Below are 23,733 nucleotides of genomic sequence, written 5' to 3' on the forward strand. Positions count from 1 at the left end.
TACAATGTGATTGATAATAGATTGCTTTCCCTATGTTTTCCTAAATAACCTGATCAAATAAAAAAAGCTAGGAATCAAACAAATTGATTACTAACTTAATAAGAAAAAATATGATATATTATTTTATTTCATCCACCGTCGCAAAACGATAGCCTTCCTTCTTCATATTCTTTATAAAGGTATCCATGGCTTCATAGTTTCCTTTATTGCTAGGATGCAAAAGATAGATAGCACCATTATGATAATGATCCATCATTGTCTTTAATGCTTCTTCTCCACTTACATCACTGGCATAATCATAATAAGCGTGACTCCAAAAATACGTACGATAACCTAAATCCTTTACCATTTTCATTGCACGTTCGCTGCCTCCGCCTTTCGGAAAACGAAAGACTTTCTTCATTGGTACTCCGCATACTTCCATATACGTTTTTTCTGTCTCTGTAATTTCCTTAACAAAAGCATCTACATCTTTAGCGTTGGCAAGTGTCGTCATATCATAATGGTGCCAAGTATGATTGCCGATTACATGACCATGCTTCACAAGATCGCGCATAAAATCGGCTTCGTTCTTGATATAGTTACGCGTCAAGAAAAAGGTCGCTTTCACGTCGTTTTTATTTAAGACATCAGCAATTTGTTTGATATAGGTAATATCATTTCCCCCTTCATCAAACGTCAGATAAATAACCTTTTCATCTTTCCCCTGATAATAAGCATCATATTTATCTAATAAGCTTTGCGGTTTTGCGCCAGTAGTCCGTTTATGTTCCTTACTTTTATTAAACCACCATTCTTCTGCAGTATTGTCGTAATCATCATGATTATAATACAGCTTGGTCGTTGTAGGATCTTTACAAACCTGCACTTTACGTGTGACACTGGCAATATTGTTACTAGCGTCTTTGACTTGATAAACAATGTCATAGGTACCTGTTTTTTTCATATTAACATGATGTTTAACCGTTACTTTTTTGGTTAGATCACCATCATAATTATCCTGTGCATGAAAGCCTGGTTCTTGATACGTACCATTCTCAAACACTCGAATCATCTTTCCTTGTTTTAGTGTAATAGTAGGTGCTTTCGTATCAACAACATGTACCGTTCGACTTACTTTTTTATCATAACTATCAAGATGATAGACGATTGTATACGTTCCTAATTTATCTGTATTCAGATTCGAGGTGCGTTTCACTTCATCACTATAATCATGAAATCGATAGCTCGCTATCACTCCGGGATCGCGAAATGATTCATGTACCTGTACCTTCATTTCTTTGTCTCCATCCACTTTTAACAATGGTACGAATAAGCCACTGAAAAAGAGTATTTTAACGAGTACACCTATTACACAAATACCTAAGCATGCCAAAATTCCATAAATCGTATAGCGGCAACGTCTGCTCATATGCATCACCTCATGGTAAAGCGTATGCATAAGCATCATTTTTTATGATTGTTAAGTAGTTTATGATCGTATGTATCCATGCCCATAACATTTATTAAGAATGGTACAAGTTAATCGCATTATTTATTATTCTTGGTGATAATGATACATTCCAATTAATTGCTCACTGCAACGCAAACCATCAATCGCCGCCGATACAATGCCTCCTGCATAACCGGCTCCCTCACCACAAGGATAGATACCTTTGATTTGTATAGAGGTACAATCTTCTTTATTTCTTATCATGCGAATTGGAGAACTGCTGCGTGTTTCCACACCAATCAGTACAGCATCTTGATAGGCAAAGCCTTTCAATTTTTTATCTAATCCTTGTATTGCTTCTTCCATCGCCTCACACACATAGCTTGGCAAGATAGTATGCAGATTTGCCGGTGTTACCCCTAACGCATAGGTTGGTACTACACTGCCAAACCCTTTTGAAGTTTGATGTGCCAAAAAATCCTTAACCAATTGTGCTGGAGCCTTATAAGAACATCCGCCTGCCTGAAATGCTTTTTTCTCTAATGTTTCCTGAAATTGAATCGCTTTTTCCGGGTCATTCCCATAATCCTCAGGACGTATTTGTACCAGCAAGGCACTATTGGCATTTTCTCCATCACGGGCATGCTCACTCATGCCATTTACCACAACGCCACCTTCCATAGAGGCACTTGGCACGACATATCCACCCGGACACATGCAGAAAGTATATACCCCGCGCCCATTGGATGCCGGATAGGTCAAACGATATTCTGCCGCTTTTAAACGAGGATGATTCGCATATGCTTTGTATTGCGCTTCATTGATCAAGCGTTGTGGATGTTCGATTCTGGCTCCTACAGCAAATGCCTTTGGCTCTACTGCGACACCTCGTTTCATCAACATACGCATCGTATCACGAGCGCTGTGACCGATTGCTAAGATTAGTTGTTCACACGGTATCACTTCACCATTTGCCACAACACCACAGACTTCTCCTTTTTCAATCAAGATATCATCTAAACGCGTAGAAAAGCGGATTTCTGCCCCTAAACGAAGGATTTCTTCACGCATGCGTTTCACGATATCACGTAATAAATCCGTACCGATATGGGGATGCGCTGTATATAAAATATCTTCAGGAGCTCCAAAGCGTACAAACTCTTCCAAAATCTTGCGAATGCGTACATCCTTTACTCTGGTAGTTAATTTGCCATCGCTAAACGTTCCGGCACCACCTTCTCCAAACTGCACATTACTTTCGGTATTTAAAATTCCTTCCTTCCAGAAGTGTTCAACGCTTTTTACACGTTTTTCCACACATTCTCCACGTTCTAAGATTAAAGGTTGATACCCCATCTGGGCTAATAACAAAGCTGCGAACATACCGGCTGGTCCAAAGCCAACAACAATCGGGCGATGGACAAGTCCGACAACACCTTTTTTCGGCATGCGATAGCGTTCATCCGGGGTCTTGGTGATATCCTTATGAGGATGTTTTAAGACATTTTCTTCATGTTTGAGGGTACAATCCAGCGTATACGTAAACTGCATATGGCGCCATCTTGCATCAAAGGTTTCTTTATGAATGCGCCAAGATAGTAATTCCTCTGGTGCTATGCGCAATTTTTTAATAATTTTTTCCGGAAGTAACGTCATATCTTCTTCTAACGTTAAATGAATTTGTTGAATACGTATCATAAGTATTTTTCTCCTTTAAAAGGGAAAAGAAAGCCAATCAGCTTTCCTTTCTAAGCATATAAGTGTTTGAAAATAGGGAAATGTTTTGCTAGTGTATAAATAATGAGCGCAAACAATAAGGAAGACAACGCAACAATTCCATATTGTAATAAAGCATTCATCGTTGGAAATAAAGCTGTGACCACAACAACAAACATAAGATGAGATACATAGATCAATAGCGATAACACACGCAAGGTCTTATAAAGCTCTTTGACCTTAAGATCTATGGATAATAAAGTAATAAATAAGAATGCAACCGTTGGTACCAACATCAAATACATACTTGCCAAATCATGCATATATCCTTGTTCTCTTAAGAAAAAGCATTCTCCGAATAAAGCACACAGGGACAATACAAAGCCGATAAAGGGTCCTAAGGTACTGCGGCTTACGACCATGCGCCCTTGCGCAAAATAAGCACCTAAAGAAATAAACAACATACCAAAGAAAATCCCATTTCGCGTTGTCACAAAAAGCTGGATGTAATAATGGTATGCACGACCTATATAAGGTAACTCTTCAATCATCTGTGGATAAACATTACCAAGCATCCCTATGAGATACAAAAGGGCACTGATGATTATCGTTGTCGTCAAGGAAACATAACGACGCAGAACATAAACAGCACATACCGCTACCATCAAAGCTGGTAAAAACCAGAGATGGTAATAACTTCCGGTAAAGAAGAAGTCACGCAGATAGCGCAAGAAAGTCATCGCATGTAATCCATCGCCCCTAACTAACAAATAATTAAATGGCAAATAGAAGATTGACCAAATCAGATAAAGTTTACCTAAACGAAATACATAATGTTTTAAGGCCGTAACATTTGCATAATCATTCCATTCTCTTTCATTATCCAGTTTCGCAAAAAATAAATAACCGGAAATTATGAAAAACAAAGGTACGGCAATTCTGGCGATAATCTGAACCAATACAAAATTTGCTGTCTCATTTATATCCAATAATGGCCCTGTATGTATACAAATAACTAAAAAAGCACTCATAAACTTTGCAATATCTAATGCACAATATGTTTTCTTCTGCATCATTTCCCCTCCTTTATGATCCCTATTACTTAATTCAGCAGATAATTTCATGAAAAATAGCCACTTCTGGCTATTTATAAATTCTTGGCAATCGCGCACTCATCCAACAAAATGTTTCATTATTGATTGTTTGAGCTAATCTAGTTAATTCATCAATCGGTAACTTTTCATCACCGTCACAACCAAATAAAGTAACAACATCGCCTTCTTTGACATGTTCTATATCTGTAACATCTAACATCATTTGATCCATACAAATATTGCCAATGATCGGTACCCGTTTCCCATGCAACAATGCACATGCCCCTTTATTGGAAACACTGCGTGGATAGCCATCCGCATAGCCTATAGAAACTGTGGCGATACAACTGATGCGCTCACTGGTAAAATGGCGGCCATAACTTACACAGACACCTGGCTGAATCGTTTTTACCATTGAAATGTTTGCTTTTAATTGCATGATAGGCTGAAAATCAGGATGCGTGATCGTATCAATGGCATCATCACTTGTCGCACCTAAGAACAATAAGCCCGGGCGTACATAATCATACTTTAAATCCGGATAGTTCAAGATACCATAACTATTTTGTAAATGGCGTATGCCAACATCAATTCCGGCATCTTCCAAATCCTTCAACACCTGATCAAATAACATGATTTGCTTTCTTGTATAAGCCTTATTATCCTCATCCAGACCATCACTTACACTAAAGTGGGAGAAAATGCCATCGACTGCTATATGTGGCAGATGATAAACTTCTTTCACTTCCTCGATACGGTAGTCCTGTTGTTGTGTTATGATGCCCAAACGTGACATTCCTGTATCCACCTTGACATGTCCATGCATGATAACCCCATGCTCTTTACACCATGCATTTGCTTTTTTGGCATAGTCTAAGGATAAAAAGGTTTGGATCAAATCATGTTGAATGACTTGATGAAAATGAACAGGTGGTGTATAACCTAAGATTAAAATTGGCTCACGGATACCGCCTTCACGTAAGGAAATGCCTTCATCCACACTGCTGACACCGAAAAAATCAATGCCACAGCGGCTCAATTCTTTGGCACATGCCACATCTCCATGACCATACGCATTCGCTTTTACGATTGCCATGATCTTGCTGGTAGAGGGCAATAATTTTTGTATTTCTTTTACATTATGGCTGATCTTGGACAGATCAATTTCCAGCCATGCTCTGGTATCGCTCATCAGCATGGTTCTCACCTCTTTTATTTATCTTGTTAATGCAAATGCAATCAATTTGTCTAATAAATCGCCGAATTCAATACCGGCTTCTTTCATCATCGTCGGATAACGTGAAGTATCCGTAAAGCCGGGAATCGTATTTACTTCATTCATCACAATGCTTTGTTGAGGAGTAACAAACATATCAACCCGTGTCATACCTTTACAATTCATAGCACGATAAGCTTTCAAAGCCAAGCTTCTTGCCTCTTCAAACAGCTCTTTACTGATTCTGGCAGGACAGTAGATATGAGAGTCTACCATTTGATATTTCCCTTCATAATCAAAGAATGGAGCGGCTGTTTCAATTTCATCCACACTGCCCGCAAACAACTCTTTATTTCCCATCACCGCACAGCCGATTTCAAAACCTTCAATCGTCGTTTCCAAAATCACCTTGCCACGGCCATCATGATAAAACGCATCCTTCATGCTTTCTTCAAAGTCATCAAAGGAAGCAATTTTATGAATACCGAAACTACTGCCGGCATTGGCCGGTTTAATAAAGATCGGTAAACCTAACTTAGCTTTTGCTTCTTCATAAATATGTCGATAATCCAAATGTTCATCCTCGTATACACACAGATAAGGGGCACAAGGAATACCGGCATTTTCCATGACGATATGCGCCATTTCTTTATCCATGCAAATAGCACTGCTCATATGATCACAGCCGACATAAGGAATGCCACTTAATTCAAACAATCCTTGAATGGTTCCATCCTCCCCATTCTTGCCATGTAGAACAGGGAAAATACAATCCACTGGAAGTGTTTCATAGCTGCCATCTTCCTTTAGTTTAAGAAACCCCTTTTGGGCAGTGGAGCAGGATAAGACACATGGCGTGATATTACCATCCATCCACGTATCATGCTCAATGGCATCTACATCACCATCATATGCAAACCATTCGCCATCCTTGCTGATTCCGATGAAGATCAGTTCATATTTATCTTTATGTAAGGAACGAATCAAGCTTGCTGCAGAGTGCAGAGATACCGGGTATTCGCTTGATTTTCCGCCAAAAATTACAGCTAATTTCAATGTACTCATTTTACTACCTCTTCTTCCTTTTTTACTAATGCATCCACTACTTCATCCAGCTTCATGCCACGACTTCCTTTTACTAACAGCATGCAGTCTTTATGCTCATATGGACGAAGATAACAGATTAATGCTTCTTTATCCGTAAAGTGTTCAATATGTACACCTGTTAAGTTATTAAATGCTCCTTGTGTGATATAACGCGCCATATCACCAATCGTTAAGACTTCATTTAAATGGTACTTCGCTAAATCTTTACCTAATGTATAATGAATCATATCACTGGTGTCACCTAGTTCCAGCATATCACCTAATACCGCAATCTTATAAGGAACATCAAATTCTTCCATGGTATCTAAAGCTGCCAATGCACTTTGTGGATTTGATTTATAAGAATCATTTAAGATCAAACACTTACCAAAATCAACAAGCTCATTGCGCAATCCTGTTTTTTCAATATTTTGATAACCTTCTCGGATTTCTTCTACACTTAAACCTAACGCTTTCGCTGCAATCCAGGCAGCTGTTGCATTCATCGCTTGATGCTTACCAATCATATCTACATGATATGGACACACATCATCATTTAAACAGAAACTGACACCTTCACGTTTTTGCGTGATATGCGAAATCACATAGTCATTCTGTGGCTTCACTCCAAAGGTGCGGATACGAATATGTCCAGGAATCTGTGCCTGGGTGACCGCATTTTGCAAGATTTCCTGATCACCATTGTAGATAAACAAGCCATGCTCTTTTAATCCTTCAACAATTTCTAATTTCGCTTTAGCGATATTTTCCATCGTTTTCAGATTTTCTAAATGCGCAGTACCTACATTTGAAATAATCGCAATATCCGGTTCTACCATATGCGTCAGAAAAGATAATTCCCCTAAATTTTCCATTCCCATTTCAATAACAGCTGCCTCAACATTTTCACTCAAACTTAATAAGGTTAAGGGAACACCTATCTCATTATTATAATTGCCCAATGTTTTTTGCGTGATGTAGTGTTCTTGAAGCAATGATGCTAAGATATCTTTGGTACTCGTCTTTCCATTACTGCCGGTAATTCCTACCACTTTCATATTTAGTTGATGCCGATATGCCTTTGCTAAGTCTTGCAAAGCTTTTGTTGTATCTTCAACTAAAATAACAACGACCTCTTTGGGAGGATTCGGCTCTTTTCGTTCCCATAAAACAGCTTTTGCCCCATTCGCAATCGCTTGTGCAACATATGCATGTCCGTTATTCTTCACACCATGGATTGGGATGTATAAGTTTCCTTCCACGACCTTGCGAGAATCAATACAGACACCCTGAATCTTTTCTTCAATAGCCCCATTTTCTATATAGTCCGCATCCAACATACGGATAATTGCATCAATTGATCGTATAATCATGAACCTTACGTCCTTTCATTAACATCTTAATATCTACACATATCTTGTTTTCGTGTGATATGTTCCGCATTTTATTATAGCATAACCCCTCCAACTTGAACCAAAGAATTTTCATAATTTCCTTATATTATCGTAAGAATTCCCACATCCATTTTTTTACAGCGCTTTCATGCCGAAAGAATCCCTAACCATAGGAAAGTTCTACCTAAAAAGCAAAAACATCTGTAGAAAGCTAAACACATAGCTACATTTGCATTTACAAAGCTTTATAACAAGGTTAACCATCGAACATATGAAAAAAACATATCGGCATCTTCCCATGTAAGCAAGCTTACCTTGCATAGCATTCACTCATTCATACCATAAAAAAAATCAGACCATATGTGATCTGATCATATTTTCGGATGCGCTTATAAGTTTTCCAGGAAAATCTTTAAAAAGATGTAAGTTCTATCAAAGCTATCCATATCTAAGCGTTCTTGTGGTGTATGAATATCTTCCATCAGCGGTCCCATCGTTACGATTTCCATGTTTGGATTTAAGGCTTTAAACACACCGCATTCTAAACCTCCATGTACGGCTAACAGCGTTAATTCTTTTCCATAAATATCCTTGCATACACGTTTCATAACTTCTCGCAATTCGCTTTTTTCATCATAGCTCCAAGCTGGATAGCGTGCCTCATGTTTTGTTTCAAAACCAAAAGCCTCTGCTAAAATATCCATAGTGATTGCTAAATCATCCACATAAGATTCCAAAGCCCCTCGTAAGGAAACATTTAACATGACTTCTTCATCGCAATGAATGACTGCAAGATTACTACTGGCAGTACTTAATCCTTCAATGCTCATACTGTGATGATGTAAACCATCTGGCACACTAAGCATTAGTTTTAATAAATTTTCACTATCTTCAATGGACATGGCTGTTTTTGCTGATGTTTCATAAAATGCGACTTCCATATTCGCATCACTAAATTCCAATTCCTTTTTTATTAACGCAGTCATTTCCTGGACTGTTTTTTCCAATTTTATAAAAGGTGCATCACTAAAGAAAACAGCTGATGCTTCACGTGGAATTGCATTATCCTTGTCACCGCCATCCATCATATGCAACTGCATATCAAATTTTGCATTTACTGCATATAATATGCGTGCTAATAAACGATTGGCATTTCCACGTTCTTTATCAATTTCACCGCCACTATGGCCACCTTTTAACCCCTTTACATCTAAACGATATGCCTTTTCTTGCATAGGCACTTGCAGATTTGGACGTGTGAAGATTACATTCATACCTCCTGCCGATGAAATACAGGTTGCGGTTTCCCCACCATCATCTAAATTGATCATGCGATTTGCATGCAATTGTTCTTTCTTTAATGCCAATGCACCAAATAATCCTACTTCCTCCTAAGCGGTAGATGGTTCGAGTCTAAATTAGGAATACAAGTTCATATTTTTTGCATAAGTCCCAGTAGCTCAGTTGGATAGAGCACACGCCTCCTAAGCGTGGGGTCGGAGGTTCAAATCCTCTCTGGGACGCCAGAAACAACGCTGTAAGCCTTTGTTTTCAAGGGTTTACAGCTTTTTTGTTCAGCCATAATCCTTAGACGAAACCATCTTCCTTTGGTTGGAGGGTAGTTGAATGTTTATGAGTTGCAGTGTATATTTTGCTAATTGGAAACGAACAAAAATCTGAGCCTTGCTAATAAAAACTGCCTCTTTGCTAATTTGAGATTTCAGACCGCTTTTTGGCCTGCAATCAGCGCCGCCAGCGTACTTGCAAGCTCCGGTGATTTTTGAAGCTGTTCGATCAATGCCGCAAGGTCTACAGTCTGTGCCTGAGGCTGTTCTTGCGGAGGCGTTACCTTCCTCAAATCAGGATTCGCATAGAAGGCACTCTCAAATTTCTGCGCATTGATCTTGCGGTCCTCGTCGAGAATGTGAGCATAGACCTTTGTAATCATATCTATCTCTGCATGTCCTGTATCGCCCTGTGTGGCCTTCAGATCGCCGTGGTTGAGTTTCAGCTTGTAAGTTGTACTGGAATGTCTCAAAGAGTGAAAGACGACGTTAGGGAGCTCCGCCTTTTGTTTCAACAGTGAAAACTCTTTCTCGATAATCCGATTTTCGCAAGGTCTGCCATTTGGCAACGCAACCACCAGGTCAAAATCCTGGTACTCGTCACCGAGAAATCCCTTTAATTCTTCCTGCGACTTTTTCCATTCACGGAGGATATAGGCAACCGTTTTAGGCAGCCATACCTTACGGACACTGGAATCTGTTTTCGGCTTTTTCAGAATCAGGCGGGTACTGGTATTCGGCATGAGCGGGGTAAAAATATAATAAATATCTTTTTGCCCCAACATTTCAATAGCCTGCTTGGAGGCCCTTGTCAGCTCTGCCTCTATGTAAATATAAGCATTGTCCGCTGCAATATTTTCATCCTCAATGTGAACATTTTTCCAGGTTAGTCCAAGAATCTCTCCCATACGCAGAGAACACGCAAAAGCAAGATTCATGGCGATATACAGCTTACTGTCCGTACACTGATCCAGCGCCAGACGAATTGTTTCCGCATCCCAGATGTCCCGCTTTTTGTACTCGGTCTTTGGAAGGACCGCATTATCAAAAGGGTTTTTCCCGATCAGTTCCCATCTTACCGCCTGCTTGAAAGCACAGCGGAGCAGCTTGATAATCTTTTCAATGGTCTGGTTGGTAACAAATTCCGTCCGGGCTTTCCGGTTCTTCCTGGAAACAGAAGGCGTCTTTTGAAGGGTCTGAATGTACTTGTCCACCACGCGGGGAGTAATGTCCTGAACCTCCATGTCTCCGATAATCGGATTGATATAGTTGGCAATCAGGGCTGTTTGGCCGTCATACATAGACACGCCCCATTTTTTCTCTCCATAGGTGGAAACAAAGTCATACAGAAAATCCGATACCTTTTGATTGTTCGGAGGAAGAAATGTGCCGTTGTTCTGCTGGTTCTCAACTTCTGCTTTCCGTTTCAGGGCTTCTTTATGGGTATGCCAAGTTTCCCATTTCTGTTTCGTTTCTCCATTTTCATCAACATAGTTGTAAACAACGGAATAAGATTTTTTACGTTTGATAATAGATGCCATATTCGATCTTCCTTTCTAAGTTAGAACGTCTGTGCGTCTAACCATTCGTCAAATGATTTTTTGGAAACTCGTATGGCATTACCAACCCGTACAATTTTGAAATGACCCTCTTTTACCAGACTATAAGCAGAAGTGCGGCCAATATTCAGCATGGCAGCAATATCCTCCACTTTGTAAGTCCTCTGTTCGGGAACATTTCTTTGCACACTGTTTGTTGTCTGGCTCATTTTCCCTCCTTTCTGCATCCGACAAAGACAGTGTGCGGGATATGACTTCCTACCATTATTCTACCGCGCCGCCTGCCATTTGTCTGCTGCTAATTGAAAAATTTACGATTTATCCATAGTTTGAATTTGTGTGTGGAATTATCAAAACCACATGAATAGGTCGGGCCTGCGGCATCCAGAACCACAGACCCGGCCCATTGTATCTGATTTCGATTTTGTTTGCCGTATTTGCCACGCCCCCCGGCAGCCCTGTTTACACAAAGCGGGGTTGCCATAGGCTGCGGCCAGCTTTACCGCATCATAGCCCCACAAATGCCGCCGCTTTGCCAGAGCAAGCGCACACCGCAGGGACTTCCCTTCAAGTCTGTGAGGGATTGTGAAAAAGTACCATTATGATCTGTGCCGTCGTCGCGCCCGGCCTGCCACAGCCGGGTCAATGAGTTGCGTGGATCGCTCGGATAGCCGGATTCATCACCTCCTTAGCTGCCTGTCTTTGCGCCGCCCCATTTGCCGCTCGGAACACAGAATGACGTACCTACAGCAACGTATATTCGGTTGTCAAGGAACAGCGAGGGGCGTGGCAGTTATGACATTTTTACATTCGGGGCGGGCCGGAGCATGTGCTGTACGGCCACACCCATCAGGCTTGTCCCGCCGAATATGTCCCTCTATTATTCATTTCATTTTCGGGCATTATTTTCGGGGTCTGTATCCATTTTTTCTAAAACTTTTTTCAAACGCCGAAGTCCGCGCTGGATTCCTTCATGCACGGAGCTGACGCCGGAACCCTCGCTTTTTGCAATTTCCGATATGCTCATGCCGAGCAGGAAATGCGAGGCTATCCGGTTTCGTTGTTTCTCCGGTAGGGAAGCAAGCGCCTGATACAGTCGGGCATTTTCCTCCTTCTGTTCAAGAATTTCGGCTGGTGTCAGGACGATCACCAGCGCATCACGCTCCACGTTGGCATCATAATCAAGAGAAAAATATGCCTTATGACGGTATGTACGCAGGATATAGGCGGCTTCAGCCAGCTTATACTCTCGGAGCAGATCAGCCACCTCGTCCGGCACTTCAACAATAACGTCCTGTGTATAAAACGGGTAGTAATCCCGCAGATTGATTTCTTTCATGGGTAATTCCTCCAATTTCGATTTTTAGGGTGGTAAGCAAAATCGAAATCAGAGGGTGGGGAGCGGCAGCGCGGATAACCCTTGTTGTAACAGCCGCTTATATATGAAATGCGCGCCCATAAAAGATTGGGCGCGCAGGAAGATGTATGATAAAGTATTTCCTCAAATGCGGTCAAACTTAAAAACGCCGCAATCCACACCACATGGATTACGGCGCATAAAGCTCTATATGCAAAATAACCTTTCTGTTGAACATTCCCCTTTGGCAGCATTTATCAGCCCTCCCCGAAAAGGAAGCGCAGAAGGCCTATCCTTCATCAGCCTCCTTTTGGGGAAATTATATAGGGGTAAATTCTATATTTTTCCTTGAAATATCATAGTTCTGGTAAGGCTTATATAAAGTGTGTTTTAAGGTAATCACGGTCTCGAACGGATTTTACAAAAGATCCCCATATTATGATAAAGACCACAAGACAAATAAAATTGCCTCATGGTCTTTATCACAATACTTCAAATTTGTAACCAATGCCAATAACACTTTTAATGTAGTCCGGGGAACCAGGTATGATTTTCAATTTCTTCCGCAGATTACTCACATGGTTATTGACTGCCTTGCGGGAGTAGTAGGAATAATCCTCGTTCCAGACCAATTCCATAATCAGTTCATAAGTAAATACCCGCTTCGGGTGAGTAATTAACAAAGCGAGGATGTCAAATTCCTTAGCTGTTAATTTGATTACCTGCTCCCCAATACATACAAGCCGTTGTTCCTGGCAGAAGTATAAATCACCCATGTGAATCTCTGTAAACGGTTCATCAATGACTGTCTGCACCTTATAAGTTTCGGGAATGGCACATGGGCTGTCAGCCGGATTGTTCTGTTGCTTTTGAGAATCGAGAAGATAATTTACTAACTCCTGACGCTGACGGGCGCTTAACAACATGAGCAGCTTTTCCGCAATTCTGCTGCCCGGTTCAGATACATCAAATACAGCTAATTTCCCATATCGTCACATCCCTTCCGCCAGTATAGGCATTTATTTCGTCGTTTCAATCGAATACCCAAATTTTACTGCCTTTTAAAAGTTAGCCTTAATTGTCCTCACTATCTTTTGAACGATTGTTTGAATTCTTCTTATCATTATACTTTTTCATAATTACAATTTTGAGAAGCCCAATAGCAATTAAAACACCAATCAGTATCAGCCACCAATACCAAGCCATATTATATATCACCTCCTAACCAGCTAATTTTTTCAATAACTTGCTTATCAATACATAGAACCATATAGAAGCAACGAGTAAAGCAATCAGCAAATTTATATAACCATTGTTCTGTATTGCTTTTCCCACCCAAAATGAGGGTAGAAAACCAACTACATATTGAAACATACCCTTTACAAAAAAAGGAGCTGGAATACCTAATAGTGTAAGTGCAGAGAGTTTTGTTACAGCCATACCCTCTAATTTATTACCTGATAACGTAATAATCATAAGTGAAACAATGATTGCCTGTACTGAGCCGAGAAGCGCCAAACATATTGTCATTCCAATGGACAACTTTTCTAATGAAAAAAGCAACAGTACGATAAAAGCAATGACCGCTGAAATAATTGCGGGTACTACCAACCTTGTAAAGAGATACCCCACCTTACCAAGAGGGGTAATTGAAAAGTACCGCGATACTTTATCATCGATTTCCTCTAACGTAATCATGGCAAATGCAAAACAAAGCAATACAGGAGCCATGATAGAAAGCAATAAATCAAAAATCGGATAGTACCCTTGCAAAGAAAACTCTGTTATTCTTTCAAGAAATGGAATACCAAACTTAATCAAGGCACCCATAATAAACGGTGTGAAACAGGCTGCAAACATCATAGGATCACTCTTGATTTGCCTAAATACCTGTATGGTACTGGATAATATCTTTTTCATAGCTTTACACCCCCTAAACTTCTCCACATATGCTCAACCGTATGCCGCGCAACCATATAGAGAATAATCAGCGTAGAAAATACAAGTATCGTATCAAATGATAGTAAAGAGCTTGTTCCGGTTATAAGGTTCATGCAGGATATAAACGGGAAAAAGCAAAATATTTTTGGCAATTCCACAAATAGACCAACAATAGGTGGAACAAAACAAACAATTTCTATCGGCATAATTACAATGAGAAATTGGTTCAAGTTTGAAATTTTTGTAGCTGCAATTATGCCGAGCATAGTAAAGATTGCCGATGTTAAGGCGGTTCCAACGGCGATACCGAGTAAATGATTGCTCCCGGAAACTAATCCTAATATCAATGCAATAATTGTGGAAATAGCAATCAGTGCGATTGTTTTTGAAAGTATATATTCCGACATCTTTACAGGTGATACCACCATAGCATTTAATACCTTTTGACTTTTTTCTAAAAGTACAATCGCCCCCATAAAAAACAAGCCCATAGCTGCCGGGTCAGAGTAAATCATGATGGCTGCAATATCTTTTTTCCAATGCTCCGGCAAGGCAGCAATCGCGCACACATACAGAAGTGTCAAGATACAGTAAATAAAGTAGAAACCATATTTCCATTGGAAATGTATATCTCCACGGATTAAACGCCCTAATCTCATTGTAGTGTCCTCCCCGTAATATCAACAAAAATGTCATTTAATGTAGGTTCGCTACTATGTATAGAAAGCAGACGGTTTTCAGAAATTAAACTCTTTAACGTTTTATCCTCTGTGGTTCTGTCAAGCAGACATTCCCCGGTTTTTTCGCCGTTGTCATAATAGGTATATTGTATTTTTGCAGCACCCCTTGACATGATTAAATTATGTGGTCTGTCTAACGCGCTGACTTTTCCCGCAACAATAAAAGCCACATAGTCGCATAGCTCCGTTGCGTCAAACATATTGTGAGTGGTGATTATGATAGTTTTTCCGCGCTTCTTCTCTGCAAGGATAATATCTTTCATCAAGCGATTATTTGTAGGGTCAAGACCGCTTGTTGGTTCATCAAGGAATAATATATCGGGGTCATGGATTAACGCTTTGATAAAATTTAAGCGGGAACGCATACCTTTGGAAAAGTCAGAAACCTTTTTGTTCCCGTCATTTTCCAAGCCCACCATATGCAATAATTCGTCAATAGACCGGGGCTGCTTTTCATATAGTGAAGCAAAATAGGCGAGGTTTTGTCGTGCCGTAAATTTCTCATAGCAGGTAGAAAATTCAAAGTCCACACCGATATTTTCATAAAACCGATTTGTGTGTTCCTTTATTTCAATACCTGCAACTTTTACGCTGCCTTTATATTTTGTATTAAGCCCAGTCAATACTTTTTGTATGGTTGATTTTCCAGCACCAGAGGGTCCTAAAAAACCGAAAATTTCTCCTTTCCCAACATGGAAACTTACATTCTCCACAAACGGTTTGTCAGTATAGCTAAAATACAGTTTTTTTACATCAATCATTATTCATTCCTCCTTTAACTTTATGACGTTTATAGATATATAGTCATATAAACTGTTAAAAATTTGTTTGGCTACCTGCCTGTCAAATAACCAAACAAAATTGTTACTCTGCTACTACTTGCTGAATAATACCATTCACTAAAAGATTTTGTATCATATTCAGTTCTTCGTCCTCTTTGAATTGTTCCAAACAGGATAAAACAGAATACAGGGATTTTATAATTACCGTATGCGGAACCAAAAATACAACCCCTAAATCTTCCAATATCTCCAATATACGAATATCACTGTACATATGATTTTCAAAAATATCTGACGATATTTTTCTTTGCAGATAGTCCATTAAAGATAAATCAATCTGTGAAAGAATAGGCGAAGTAATCACCCCCGTTAAACTTAGCATGATAACGTCCTTTGCTAAATCTCTATGGTTCTTATACTTTTTCTTTTTAATGGTTGTTTCTATACTTGTAAATAACTCTTTTTGTAAGCGAAAATTGATTTCAATATATAGGTGTTCTTTACTGGGATAAAAAGCATAGAAAGATCCCTTTGATATGTTTACGGCGGCCACTAGATCATCAACCGTTACTTTTTTCAAACCGTGTAATGCAAACAGCTTTTCTCCCTCTATCAAAAGTTTATTGCTGATGATTTCTTTCTCTTGTTCTGTAAATCGTGGCAATTTTTATAACCCCCTTATGACTAAATTGTTAGTATCGTCATGAAAAGTATAACATTCACTGCTCATATTATCAATATACTATCCGAGATATTTATGCAATGTAGGTTCCAATGCGTTTATTGTAGTGTCCGTGTCCTCATTAAAAATCATGTGACGATTAAGCTCTAAAGCAAGTAATTCCTTTTGCGGTACATGAATTAAATCAAATACTTTGTTGGTATAATCAAAGCTAAAAAGCGGGTCGCCTTTGGCAGTAATTAAAATAACAGGACATTGTATAGCCCCATTCTCCAAGCACGATAAGTCAGCATTAAATAAGCTGCCGACAAATCTTAAAGGATAATAGGGTAAAAGCATAGGGTCATTTAAGCAATCTTGTTTTGCCTGTTCACTATAAAATACTCTGTCATAGTCTAAATAAGCGTCTCCTGGAACCTTGTAGTTAGGCAGCAATTTTCCACCTACACGAAAGCCCCACTGTATCAGCCCCATAAAACGGTGCGACCATGCGGGATATTTTGTTAAGCTCATAGTTTCTTTTAATGTAGTCAGCATGATATTATGTGGAAAAACGGCTTTTAACCTTGTGTCCCTCCCCGCCGCCATTGCAGCTAAAATCCCGCCTTGACTGGAACCCATGACAGCTATGTTTTCACCGAAATTTTCTATTCCGTAAGTTGTTGCGTCATATACATTATGCAACATATCTTCCATTATATAATTTTTTTTGATTTTAGGGCTTTTTCCGTGTGAAAGATAGTGAACACCTATTATATTAAACCCTCTTTCGCTCAATCCACATAGAAAATTCTCATACATGAGAGGGTGTGACATAGTACCCGGCAAAAAAACAATGGTAGGACTACTTCTTTCTGTATACCAAATAGAAAGTGTTATCGGAACATTATTTGAAGAAATGCCAACTTCTTTATACATACACAATACCACCTATATAACTGATTTGATTTTATAGTCATATTATAGCTTATTGCAAGCAGAAAGTCAATAGCTATAAATACATACCATATTGCTGTGAGAATATCGAATCCTCACGGTGGGATTGTGTACTCACTGTGCAATCCATATCCGCAGCAAAATGCCCACTCATGGTATTTTGTGAGCCTCGCCGAACCACGGACAACGATGTAAGGAGATTTACTATCTTCTATATATACACAGCCCCTCCTCTTGACAAACCCGTTTTAAATGAATATAATGTACTTGTACGATAAGTACAATTATGGACATAGGAGGGACATTGTGGAAATTATCATAAGCAGCAATACGAGCAAGCCGATATATGAGCAGATAACTTCACAGATAAAAGCCCTGATTATGAGCGGAGAATTACAAACAGGCGACCCTATTCCCTCTATGCGGGCGTTGGCAAAATCTATCCATGTAAGCGTGATTACCGTTCAAAAAGCGTATGAGGATTTACAAAGGGACGGATTTATTGAAACAACTATCGGCAGAGGAAGTTTTGTATCGGCACAGAATAAGGACTTTTATCAAGAGGAACAGCAGCGATTAGCAGAGGAACATTTACAGGAAGCCGCTGATATTGGACGAACAAGCGGTATATCGTTGAAAAAACTGATTGAGCTTTTATCGCTTTTTTATCAAGAGGAGGAGTGACTATGGACGCTATTTTACAGGTTGAAAATCTGACAAAACAGTACGCCGGTTTTATGTTAGACCATGTTTCGTTCTCTGTTCCCAAAGGAACTATCATGGGGCTTATTGGCGAAAATGGAGCCGGAAAAAGTACAACGATCAATGCAATTCTTGACCTTATCCATAAAGACGATGGTACAGTTACTTTTTGGGGACAGGAATTATCCTCATCAAGTCAGCTTAAAGAGGATATAGGTGTTGTTTTCGACGGCATCAATTTTTATGACACTTTGACTCCTGCCAAAGTCGGAAAAATCTCAAGTGCCGCCTATAAACAGTGGGACGAATATTTATATCAGGATTTTCTGAATCGCTTTCAGCTTCCATCAGATAAAGAGATTAAAACACTCTCCAAAGGAATGAAAATGAAATTGTGTATAGCCGTTGCGCTTTCCCATAAGCCAAAGCTGCTGATTTTAGATGAAGCTACCAGCGGTCTTGACCCTGTGATGCGGGATGATATTCTTGACGTATTTCTTGATTTTGTGCAGGACGAAAACCACTCCATTTTGATGTCGTCCCATATCACAACCGATTTAGAGAAGGTTGCAGATTACATTACTTTTATCCATCAGGGTAAAGTGCTTTTTTGTAAAACAAAAGACGAACTTCGTTACCACTATGGTATTATCCGTTGTGGAGCTGCAATGTTCGATCAGCTCGATAAAGATGAGATTTTGGCATACCGAAAAGATGATTACCAATGGAATGTGCTTGTAGCAGATAAAGGAAAAGCCAGAAGAAAATATAAAAATGCAGTAGTGGACGACGCAATAATCGACGATATTCTGCTGCTGTATGTGAAAGGAGAGCAAGCCAGATGAAAAGCCTTATTTTGAAAGATTTATTCAATATCGGCCACAATGCGAAATCCATGCTGTTCATTCTCGCGGTTTTTGCCGTTGCGCTTATCCCATTTTCCGGCGTAGAGGGATATATATTTGTATGTGCAATTTTGTGCAGCATGATGATCGTAACAACCTTTTCTTTTGATGACAATTCCAAATGGACGCGATATGCCATGATAATGCCTGTTTCAAAGAAGGAGTTAGTGGTTGGGAAATTTGTTGTATTAGCAATCTTTTGTGCTGTCGGCAGCCTGTTTGGTCTGGTGATTGGTTCCATCAGTGGATTTGCTATGAGAAAAATCACTTTTGACTTCGCGGGAATTGGAGAGCTGTTATTTTTGGCTTTGGCAGCATGGGTGATCTCCCTGATCTTTGGAAGTATGTCAATGCCTCTTGTGTTCAAATTCGGAGCCGAAAAAGGCCGTGTGCTGCTGTTAGTATCATTCCTCATTCCGGCAGGGATTTGTTTTGGGATATACCAGCTTCTTACCATACTGGGAGTTGAATTGACAGACCAGCTTGTGTTTATCCTTCTGTGCTGTTCTCCGCTCCTTGCATTGGCGTGGTGCTATGTAATGTACCAAATCAGTTATCATATCTTTTCAAGACAGGAACTTTGATTTTAACCTATACAGGAGGCATTTTTTATGGAAAGCAAGAGATTTGAAATTACAGAAACCGAGGGAAGCGTTAAGGGCTTTTATGTGGTAGTAGATAAAGAAACCGGTGTTAATTACCTTGTCGCAAAGTTTGGAACGGGCGGGGGTATTTGCCCATTAGTTGACAAAGACGGAAAGCCCCTCGTGACAAAATAAAGTAATCGAAACGAAAAGCGGAGAGAAAATCACTCTCCGCTTTTCGTTTGGAAATGACGAATATCATCAGTATACCAGTTCAGTTAGTCATGAAATGCAAAAATTGAAATATGTATTTGGGTACGGTTCATCTGCCAGAACATAATGCCACCATTCGTTACAATAGGCTTCAAATCCGCTGCTTTCCATAATATGACACAGACATTCCCGGTTTCTTGATTCCGCTTCTGTCAGACCGCTTGCAGTATGATGGGACCGTTCATCCATAAAATCAAAGTCACCGCCCATAGGAACAAGCATACCAGTATCTAAATAAAAAATCGTGAGATCAACTGCACCTCCGCGGCTGTGGCTGGACTGTGAAGCCACATATCCCTTTGTAACCATCTCATTCCTCTTTATATTTGGGTAATACCGCTTTTTCGTCAGATTGTTCTCCGGGAGTGACGCCCAGTGTAGAAAACAATCTACGGCACACTGAGGGCGATAACCGTCCCATAAGAGTAGACCATATCCTTGTTTTCTGGCAAGTTTTTGAGCTTTGCGTAAAGCAGCTCCCAACTCTTTCGTTCCCACAATACGGTTTACCGTATATCCGTCCACCGGTTTACCAGTGAAATTATCCCATGTGGCATATTTGGCGTCCCAACGGACACCGGGCAGCATTTCATCTAAAAAAACAAAATTCTTTTCCATCGTGTTTACCTCCTGAGAGCCAGTTCAATCAAACGGTCAATGAGTTCCGAAAGGGTAAAGCCTGCCGCAGTCATCATGCGGGGATAGCGGCTATACGAAGTAAAACCAGGCATGGTATTCACTTCATTGAGGACAATTTGCCCGTCCTCCCGCAAAAACAGGTCAATGCGGGCCAAGCCTCTGCACCCAAGTGTCTGATAAATCTTCTTAGCTGTTTCCTGAATCTGTTCCCTTACCTTTGTCGGAAGGTCAGCCGGAACTTTGATCGTTGCATTTTCAGACCCCTTTTCTGGCTGTGCTTCCTGGTGAATCTTAAAGAATCCGTGTTTCAGGCTGATCTGATCGACCTCGCCAACAATTAAGTCAGTACCATTTCCCAATACGGCGCAGCCGACCTCACTCCCGGAAACCGCCTGCTCGATCAATACTTTTCTGTCATATTGCTTTGCTTCATTTATCGCTGCACATAAATCCTCCGCTTTATCTACCTTGTTTACGCCAAAGGAAGAACCAGAGCGTGCAGGTTTCACAAAAAGGGGAAAACTAAACTTCTCTGTTTCCGGGCTGCCGCCGTCCTGGATGAGCTGGAAATTGGGGGCTTCGATACCTGCATTTTTTACAACGGTATAAGCAAGCGATTTGTCCATGCAAATCACGGAACTTTGAATATCACAGCCAACATAAGGAATACCCGACAGTTCGAGCAGCCCCTGTATTGATCCATCTTCCCCAAATTTGCCATGAATCATTGGAAATACTACATCCACAGGCTGTATTTCATATCCATCATCTTTTTGTATCAGCAGGCCATGCGTATTTCTTCCCGGCGAAAAGACGACCGGATATTTTGCATATCGTTCCCAATCCAGGCAGGGCTTTTCGCACAGTTTCCAAACGCCGGATTTTGTGATCCCAATATAAAAAGGCTGATATTTTCCCGTATCTATGTTTGCGGCAAGCTCTATTGCAGATTTTATCGAGACAGTATGTTCCTCTGAGCAGCCCCCAAACAGGACCGCAACGTTTATCTTATACATTTCCAAGACTCCTTTCAAAATTCAGACAATTCCGAATCGTATTGCTCACTGTGTCAACCAACACCCGTTCCGTATGGTAGGCAGTATGCGGCGTAACAATTACATTTGGCATCCTTTGTAGGGCCGATAAAAAGGGATGTTCTAACGCCTTGTGCGTGCAGTCATAATAAAAAACCCCTTCTTCGCCTTCCAGTACATCTAAGGCGGCGCCTCCAATTCTCCCATCTGCCAGCGCGTCTACCAATGCCTCGGTGTCCACTAAAGCGCCCCGCGCTGTATTGATAAGAAGCGCCTCTTTCTTCATCATTTCTAATTGCTCACGGCCAATCATATGGAAAGTATCTTCTGCCAGTGGGACATGAAGCGTAATGATGTCGCTTCTTTGCAGCAGTTCACGAAACGGAACATAGTCTGCTCCTGCCTTACGATTGCGGTCATATGCCAGCACCCTACAGCCAAATCCCTTCAGGCGTTCCATCACTGCCTGTCCGATCCGTCCTGCCCCTAACACGCCAACCGTCATATCCCGCAGTTCCTTCCCGCGAAGGTTATTCAGGCAATAATCCTGTTTTTCTGTTCTGTGTATTACGGATTTTGTTCCACGCATCAGCATAAGCATCAGCATAATGGCATAGTCGGCGACGCTCCCTGGTGAGTATGCAACCGTGCCGATGGTCATTCCCATTTGCCCGGCTGCCTGTATATCAATATGGTTGAAACCGATACTCCGGGTGCAGATATATTTTACGCCGGCACTTTTCAGCGCAAGAAGGAGAGGTTCTGATAGTTCCGCTTTGTGGCTTATACTGACACACTGGCATCCTTCCGCTAATTTTGCATTGTTTTCCGATACGGCTTCTCCTATGAGTGAGACCGTAACGCCAAATTCACGGGAAAGTTTATGGAAAACCGCTGCTTCGTCCGGCTCACATCCAAAAACAGTAATATCAATCTTTTTCTTCATTGGTTCCCTCCTTAGTATTCTATTGGTTTTTAATTGCGTCGATAATATCAATGCTGTCCTGGAATCTGTCGTTCTCAGTGGAGCCCATGACTGCACAGATATAGGTGTTCCCGTTAATGACAGCAGCAGAAACGATACAGGCGCCGCCGAGACTGCTGGTTCCCGTTTTTAGGCCGATCACTTCTGGCCGATAATACTGGCTGTTTGGATTGAGAAGTTCATTTGTATTGTTGTAAGTGACTTCCCGGCCATTCGGCCATCTTTCATAAGACGAATAGCTTGCCACGATCTCCGAAATACAAGGGTCATCCAAACATGCCTTTGCAATAACCGCGAGATCGTAGGCCGTAGTATACTGCCCATCGGCGTCATATCCGTCCGGGACTACAAAGTTTGAGCTTTCAGCCCCAAGCGTCTTGGCCTTCTCATTTACTTTATCCATGAACACATCAATGGACTGCGCATCTGACAAGCCGTTATCTCCGGCAATTTTCTTTCCGGTATTCACCGCGAGCGTATAAGCTGCGTCATTGCCGGAGGGAAGCATAAGGGCAATTAAGAGCTGTCTGACGGTCAGGGTATCGCCCTGCATAAGCCATGCCCTTGACGAATCACCAGACATCATTTCAATTTCCGCGCCTACCCTCATTTCATCGTCCGGGGAACAATAGTCCAGCACTGTCAATGCTGTAATCATCTTAGCTGTGCTGGCCGGCGCAATTTTGTCTGTTCCGCTTTTCTGATACAATGTCTCATTGGTATCAGCATTGATTACAATAGCATTTGCCGCCGTGATGTCTACGGAAAGAGAATTGCTTAAGTCAAGGGACGGGGAAACCGTCTTGTTTTGTCCGCTATCCCCAAGAGAATAAGCCTCATTATTTTGAGTAACCTTTTTGCTGGGGATAGGGGTTTCTTTGCCGCTCCTTATCAGATTCACAATTCCGAATGCTGTAACGGCTATGAGTAAACAGAGCACGATACATACAGCTCTGTAATAACCCCCTTTTTTCTTTTTTGATTTCCTCCGGTTCCTGTTATCGTAGTTTCCGTTATTGTTCTGATATTCCATCGTTATCCCAAACTCCTTTCTGGAAGTAAAAAAATCGCTCCACCCGATATATAGCATATCAGAATGGAGCGATTTATG

At 40.8% G+C, this 23,733-nt stretch carries 25 protein-coding genes and 1 tRNA gene; 5 read left to right on the forward strand and 21 right to left on the reverse strand.

Going from position 1 to position 23,733, the window contains the following annotated elements; genetic code table 11:
- Nucleotides 1-118 precede the first annotated feature (118 nt).
- The 7 genes from KJS44_RS09605 to KJS44_RS09635 form a co-directional block, all read right to left on the reverse strand.
- A complete protein-coding gene (locus tag KJS44_RS09605; RefSeq protein ID WP_008687600.1) occupies nt 119-1,411 on the reverse strand; it encodes an immunoglobulin-like domain-containing protein in 1,293 nt (430 codons plus the stop codon).
- 126 nt (nt 1,412-1,537) lie between these two features.
- Nucleotides 1,538-3,130, reverse strand: a complete 1,593-nt coding sequence (locus KJS44_RS09610; RefSeq protein ID WP_008687598.1) for an NAD(P)/FAD-dependent oxidoreductase — start codon at nt 3,128-3,130, stop codon at nt 1,538-1,540.
- A gap of 50 nt (nt 3,131-3,180) precedes the next feature.
- The gene (locus KJS44_RS09615; RefSeq protein ID WP_008687596.1) at nt 3,181-4,221 is read right to left on the reverse strand and encodes an acyltransferase; all 1,041 of its coding nucleotides are present in this window, start codon (nt 4,219-4,221) and stop codon (nt 3,181-3,183) included.
- 70 nt (nt 4,222-4,291) lie between these two features.
- Nucleotides 4,292-5,440, reverse strand: coding sequence for an alanine racemase (gene alr, locus KJS44_RS09620; RefSeq protein ID WP_008687594.1), 1,149 nt, complete (start codon nt 5,438-5,440; stop codon nt 4,292-4,294).
- 18 nt (nt 5,441-5,458) lie between these two features.
- On the reverse strand, nt 5,459-6,523 hold the full coding sequence (locus KJS44_RS09625) for a D-alanine--D-alanine ligase family protein (protein WP_008687593.1): 1,065 nt from the start codon (nt 6,521-6,523) through the stop codon (nt 5,459-5,461).
- Nucleotides 6,520-7,917 (reverse strand): UDP-N-acetylmuramoyl-tripeptide--D-alanyl-D-alanine ligase, encoded by a 1,398-nt coding sequence (locus KJS44_RS09630; protein ID WP_008687592.1) that lies wholly within the window; start codon nt 7,915-7,917, stop codon nt 6,520-6,522. The genes KJS44_RS09625 and KJS44_RS09630 overlap by 4 nt, the downstream gene beginning before the upstream one ends.
- 410 nt (nt 7,918-8,327) lie before the next feature.
- Nucleotides 8,328-9,305, reverse strand: a complete 978-nt coding sequence (locus KJS44_RS09635; RefSeq protein ID WP_244976533.1) for a M20/M25/M40 family metallo-hydrolase — start codon at nt 9,303-9,305, stop codon at nt 8,328-8,330.
- Nucleotides 9,306-9,387: 82 nt separating this feature from the next.
- On the opposite strand from KJS44_RS09635, the gene KJS44_RS09640 reads away from it, so the two are divergent.
- Nucleotides 9,388-9,464, forward strand: a tRNA-Arg gene (locus KJS44_RS09640).
- A gap of 194 nt (nt 9,465-9,658) precedes the next feature.
- Here KJS44_RS09640 and KJS44_RS09645 read toward each other — a convergent pair.
- The 10 genes from KJS44_RS09645 to KJS44_RS09685 form a co-directional block, all read right to left on the reverse strand.
- Entirely contained in the window at nt 9,659-11,044 is a 1,386-nt protein-coding gene (locus tag KJS44_RS09645) for a site-specific integrase (RefSeq protein ID WP_213540032.1), read from the reverse strand.
- A gap of 20 nt (nt 11,045-11,064) precedes the next feature.
- Nucleotides 11,065-11,271: a helix-turn-helix domain-containing protein gene (locus tag KJS44_RS09650; protein ID WP_016220545.1), complete on the reverse strand. Its 207-nt coding sequence runs from the start codon at nt 11,269-11,271 to the stop codon at nt 11,065-11,067.
- 680 nt (nt 11,272-11,951) lie between these two features.
- A complete protein-coding gene (locus tag KJS44_RS09655; RefSeq protein WP_173892446.1) occupies nt 11,952-12,401 on the reverse strand; it encodes a sigma-70 family RNA polymerase sigma factor in 450 nt (149 codons plus the stop codon).
- 500 nt (nt 12,402-12,901) lie between these two features.
- Complete coding sequence (locus KJS44_RS09660) at nt 12,902-13,345, reverse strand: helix-turn-helix domain-containing protein (protein WP_213540033.1); 444 nt, start codon at nt 13,343-13,345, stop codon at nt 12,902-12,904.
- 148 nt (nt 13,346-13,493) lie between these two features.
- On the reverse strand, nt 13,494-13,625 hold the full coding sequence (locus tag KJS44_RS14670) for a hypothetical protein (protein ID WP_257329151.1): 132 nt from the start codon (nt 13,623-13,625) through the stop codon (nt 13,494-13,496).
- A 15-nt stretch (nt 13,626-13,640) separates the two neighbouring features.
- The gene (locus tag KJS44_RS09665; RefSeq protein WP_213540034.1) at nt 13,641-14,339 is read right to left on the reverse strand and encodes a hypothetical protein; all 699 of its coding nucleotides are present in this window, start codon (nt 14,337-14,339) and stop codon (nt 13,641-13,643) included.
- Nucleotides 14,336-15,019, reverse strand: coding sequence for a fluoroquinolone export ABC transporter permease subunit (locus KJS44_RS09670; RefSeq protein WP_213540035.1), 684 nt, complete (start codon nt 15,017-15,019; stop codon nt 14,336-14,338). The genes KJS44_RS09665 and KJS44_RS09670 overlap by 4 nt, the downstream gene beginning before the upstream one ends.
- Nucleotides 15,016-15,861, reverse strand: a complete 846-nt coding sequence (locus KJS44_RS09675) for an ABC transporter ATP-binding protein (RefSeq protein ID WP_213540036.1) — start codon at nt 15,859-15,861, stop codon at nt 15,016-15,018. Before KJS44_RS09675 ends, KJS44_RS09670 begins: the two co-directional genes overlap by 4 nt.
- Nucleotides 15,862-15,964: 103 nt before the next feature.
- Complete coding sequence (locus KJS44_RS09680; protein WP_213540037.1) at nt 15,965-16,546, reverse strand: TetR/AcrR family transcriptional regulator; 582 nt, start codon at nt 16,544-16,546, stop codon at nt 15,965-15,967.
- A gap of 78 nt (nt 16,547-16,624) precedes the next feature.
- The gene (locus KJS44_RS09685) at nt 16,625-17,482 is read right to left on the reverse strand and encodes an alpha/beta hydrolase (RefSeq protein ID WP_213540038.1); all 858 of its coding nucleotides are present in this window, start codon (nt 17,480-17,482) and stop codon (nt 16,625-16,627) included.
- A gap of 324 nt (nt 17,483-17,806) precedes the next feature.
- Here KJS44_RS09685 and KJS44_RS09690 point away from each other — a divergent pair, with 324 nt between their 5' ends.
- Genes KJS44_RS09690 through KJS44_RS09705 form a run of 4 tightly spaced genes read left to right on the forward strand, consistent with a single transcriptional unit; the run spans nt 17,807 to nt 19,886 of the window.
- Entirely contained in the window at nt 17,807-18,184 is a 378-nt protein-coding gene (locus KJS44_RS09690; RefSeq protein ID WP_016220536.1) for a GntR family transcriptional regulator, read from the forward strand.
- 2 nt (nt 18,185-18,186) lie between these two features.
- The gene (locus tag KJS44_RS09695; protein WP_213540039.1) at nt 18,187-19,047 is read left to right on the forward strand and encodes an ABC transporter ATP-binding protein; all 861 of its coding nucleotides are present in this window, start codon (nt 18,187-18,189) and stop codon (nt 19,045-19,047) included.
- Nucleotides 19,044-19,691, forward strand: a complete 648-nt coding sequence (locus KJS44_RS09700; protein WP_213540040.1) for an ABC-2 transporter permease — start codon at nt 19,044-19,046, stop codon at nt 19,689-19,691. Before KJS44_RS09695 ends, KJS44_RS09700 begins: the two co-directional genes overlap by 4 nt.
- A gap of 27 nt (nt 19,692-19,718) precedes the next feature.
- Nucleotides 19,719-19,886, forward strand: coding sequence for a DUF6440 family protein (locus KJS44_RS09705; protein ID WP_016220533.1), 168 nt, complete (start codon nt 19,719-19,721; stop codon nt 19,884-19,886).
- Between the two features lie 87 nt (nt 19,887-19,973).
- Here the strand turns inward: KJS44_RS09705 and vanX are convergent, their stop codons facing one another.
- From vanX to vanY-D, 4 genes are read right to left on the reverse strand one after another with little or no spacing between them, the layout of a single operon-like run.
- On the reverse strand, nt 19,974-20,582 hold the full coding sequence (gene vanX, locus KJS44_RS09710) for a D-Ala-D-Ala dipeptidase VanX (protein WP_213540041.1): 609 nt from the start codon (nt 20,580-20,582) through the stop codon (nt 19,974-19,976).
- 5 nt (nt 20,583-20,587) lie between these two features.
- Nucleotides 20,588-21,619, reverse strand: a complete 1,032-nt coding sequence (gene vanD / locus KJS44_RS09715; protein ID WP_213540042.1) for a D-alanine--(R)-lactate ligase VanD — start codon at nt 21,617-21,619, stop codon at nt 20,588-20,590.
- A complete protein-coding gene (gene vanH-D / locus KJS44_RS09720) occupies nt 21,612-22,583 on the reverse strand; it encodes a D-lactate dehydrogenase VanH-D (RefSeq protein ID WP_213540043.1) in 972 nt (323 codons plus the stop codon). Before vanH-D ends, vanD begins: the two co-directional genes overlap by 8 nt.
- A 19-nt stretch (nt 22,584-22,602) precedes the next feature.
- Nucleotides 22,603-23,712, reverse strand: coding sequence for a transpeptidase-like D-Ala-D-Ala carboxypeptidase VanY-D (gene vanY-D / locus KJS44_RS09725; protein WP_404852196.1), 1,110 nt, complete (start codon nt 23,710-23,712; stop codon nt 22,603-22,605).
- Nucleotides 23,713-23,733 lie beyond the last annotated feature (21 nt).

Source organism: Longicatena caecimuris (genome assembly GCF_018406465.1).
GTDB lineage: Bacteria > Bacillota_I > Bacilli_A > Erysipelotrichales > Erysipelotrichaceae > Longicatena > Longicatena caecimuris.

Excerpts from the sequence above, each read along its gene's own strand:
- KJS44_RS09605 (WP_008687600.1), bottom strand. The coding sequence starts at position 1,411 with ATGAGCAGACGTTGCCGCTATACGATTTATGGAATTTTGGCATGCTTA.
- KJS44_RS09610 (WP_008687598.1), bottom strand. The coding sequence starts at position 3,130 with ATGATACGTATTCAACAAATTCATTTAACGTTAGAAGAAGATATGACG.
- KJS44_RS09615 (WP_008687596.1), bottom strand. The coding sequence starts at position 4,221 with ATGCAGAAGAAAACATATTGTGCATTAGATATTGCAAAGTTTATGAGT.
- alr (WP_008687594.1), bottom strand. The coding sequence starts at position 5,440 with ATGCTGATGAGCGATACCAGAGCATGGCTGGAAATTGATCTGTCCAAG.
- KJS44_RS09625 (WP_008687593.1), bottom strand. The coding sequence starts at position 6,523 with ATGAGTACATTGAAATTAGCTGTAATTTTTGGCGGAAAATCAAGCGAA.
- KJS44_RS09630 (WP_008687592.1), bottom strand. The coding sequence starts at position 7,917 with ATGATTATACGATCAATTGATGCAATTATCCGTATGTTGGATGCGGAC.
- KJS44_RS09645 (WP_213540032.1), bottom strand. The coding sequence starts at position 11,044 with ATGGCATCTATTATCAAACGTAAAAAATCTTATTCCGTTGTTTACAAC.
- KJS44_RS09650 (WP_016220545.1), bottom strand. The coding sequence starts at position 11,271 with ATGAGCCAGACAACAAACAGTGTGCAAAGAAATGTTCCCGAACAGAGG.
- KJS44_RS09655 (WP_173892446.1), bottom strand. The coding sequence starts at position 12,401 with ATGAAAGAAATCAATCTGCGGGATTACTACCCGTTTTATACACAGGAC.
- KJS44_RS09660 (WP_213540033.1), bottom strand. The coding sequence starts at position 13,345 with ATGTTGTTAAGCGCCCGTCAGCGTCAGGAGTTAGTAAATTATCTTCTC.
- KJS44_RS14670 (WP_257329151.1), bottom strand. The coding sequence starts at position 13,625 with ATGGCTTGGTATTGGTGGCTGATACTGATTGGTGTTTTAATTGCTATT.
- KJS44_RS09665 (WP_213540034.1), bottom strand. The coding sequence starts at position 14,339 with ATGAAAAAGATATTATCCAGTACCATACAGGTATTTAGGCAAATCAAG.
- KJS44_RS09670 (WP_213540035.1), bottom strand. The coding sequence starts at position 15,019 with ATGAGATTAGGGCGTTTAATCCGTGGAGATATACATTTCCAATGGAAA.
- KJS44_RS09675 (WP_213540036.1), bottom strand. The coding sequence starts at position 15,861 with ATGATTGATGTAAAAAAACTGTATTTTAGCTATACTGACAAACCGTTT.
- KJS44_RS09685 (WP_213540038.1), bottom strand. The coding sequence starts at position 17,482 with ATGTATAAAGAAGTTGGCATTTCTTCAAATAATGTTCCGATAACACTT.
- KJS44_RS09695 (WP_213540039.1), top strand. The coding sequence starts at position 18,187 with ATGGACGCTATTTTACAGGTTGAAAATCTGACAAAACAGTACGCCGGT.
- KJS44_RS09700 (WP_213540040.1), top strand. The coding sequence starts at position 19,044 with ATGAAAAGCCTTATTTTGAAAGATTTATTCAATATCGGCCACAATGCG.
- KJS44_RS09705 (WP_016220533.1), top strand. The coding sequence starts at position 19,719 with ATGGAAAGCAAGAGATTTGAAATTACAGAAACCGAGGGAAGCGTTAAG.
- vanX (WP_213540041.1), bottom strand. The coding sequence starts at position 20,582 with ATGGAAAAGAATTTTGTTTTTTTAGATGAAATGCTGCCCGGTGTCCGT.
- vanD (WP_213540042.1), bottom strand. The coding sequence starts at position 21,619 with ATGTATAAGATAAACGTTGCGGTCCTGTTTGGGGGCTGCTCAGAGGAA.
- vanH-D (WP_213540043.1), bottom strand. The coding sequence starts at position 22,583 with ATGAAGAAAAAGATTGATATTACTGTTTTTGGATGTGAGCCGGACGAA.
- vanY-D (WP_404852196.1), bottom strand. The coding sequence starts at position 23,712 with ATGCTATATATCGGGTGGAGCGATTTTTTTACTTCCAGAAAGGAGTTT.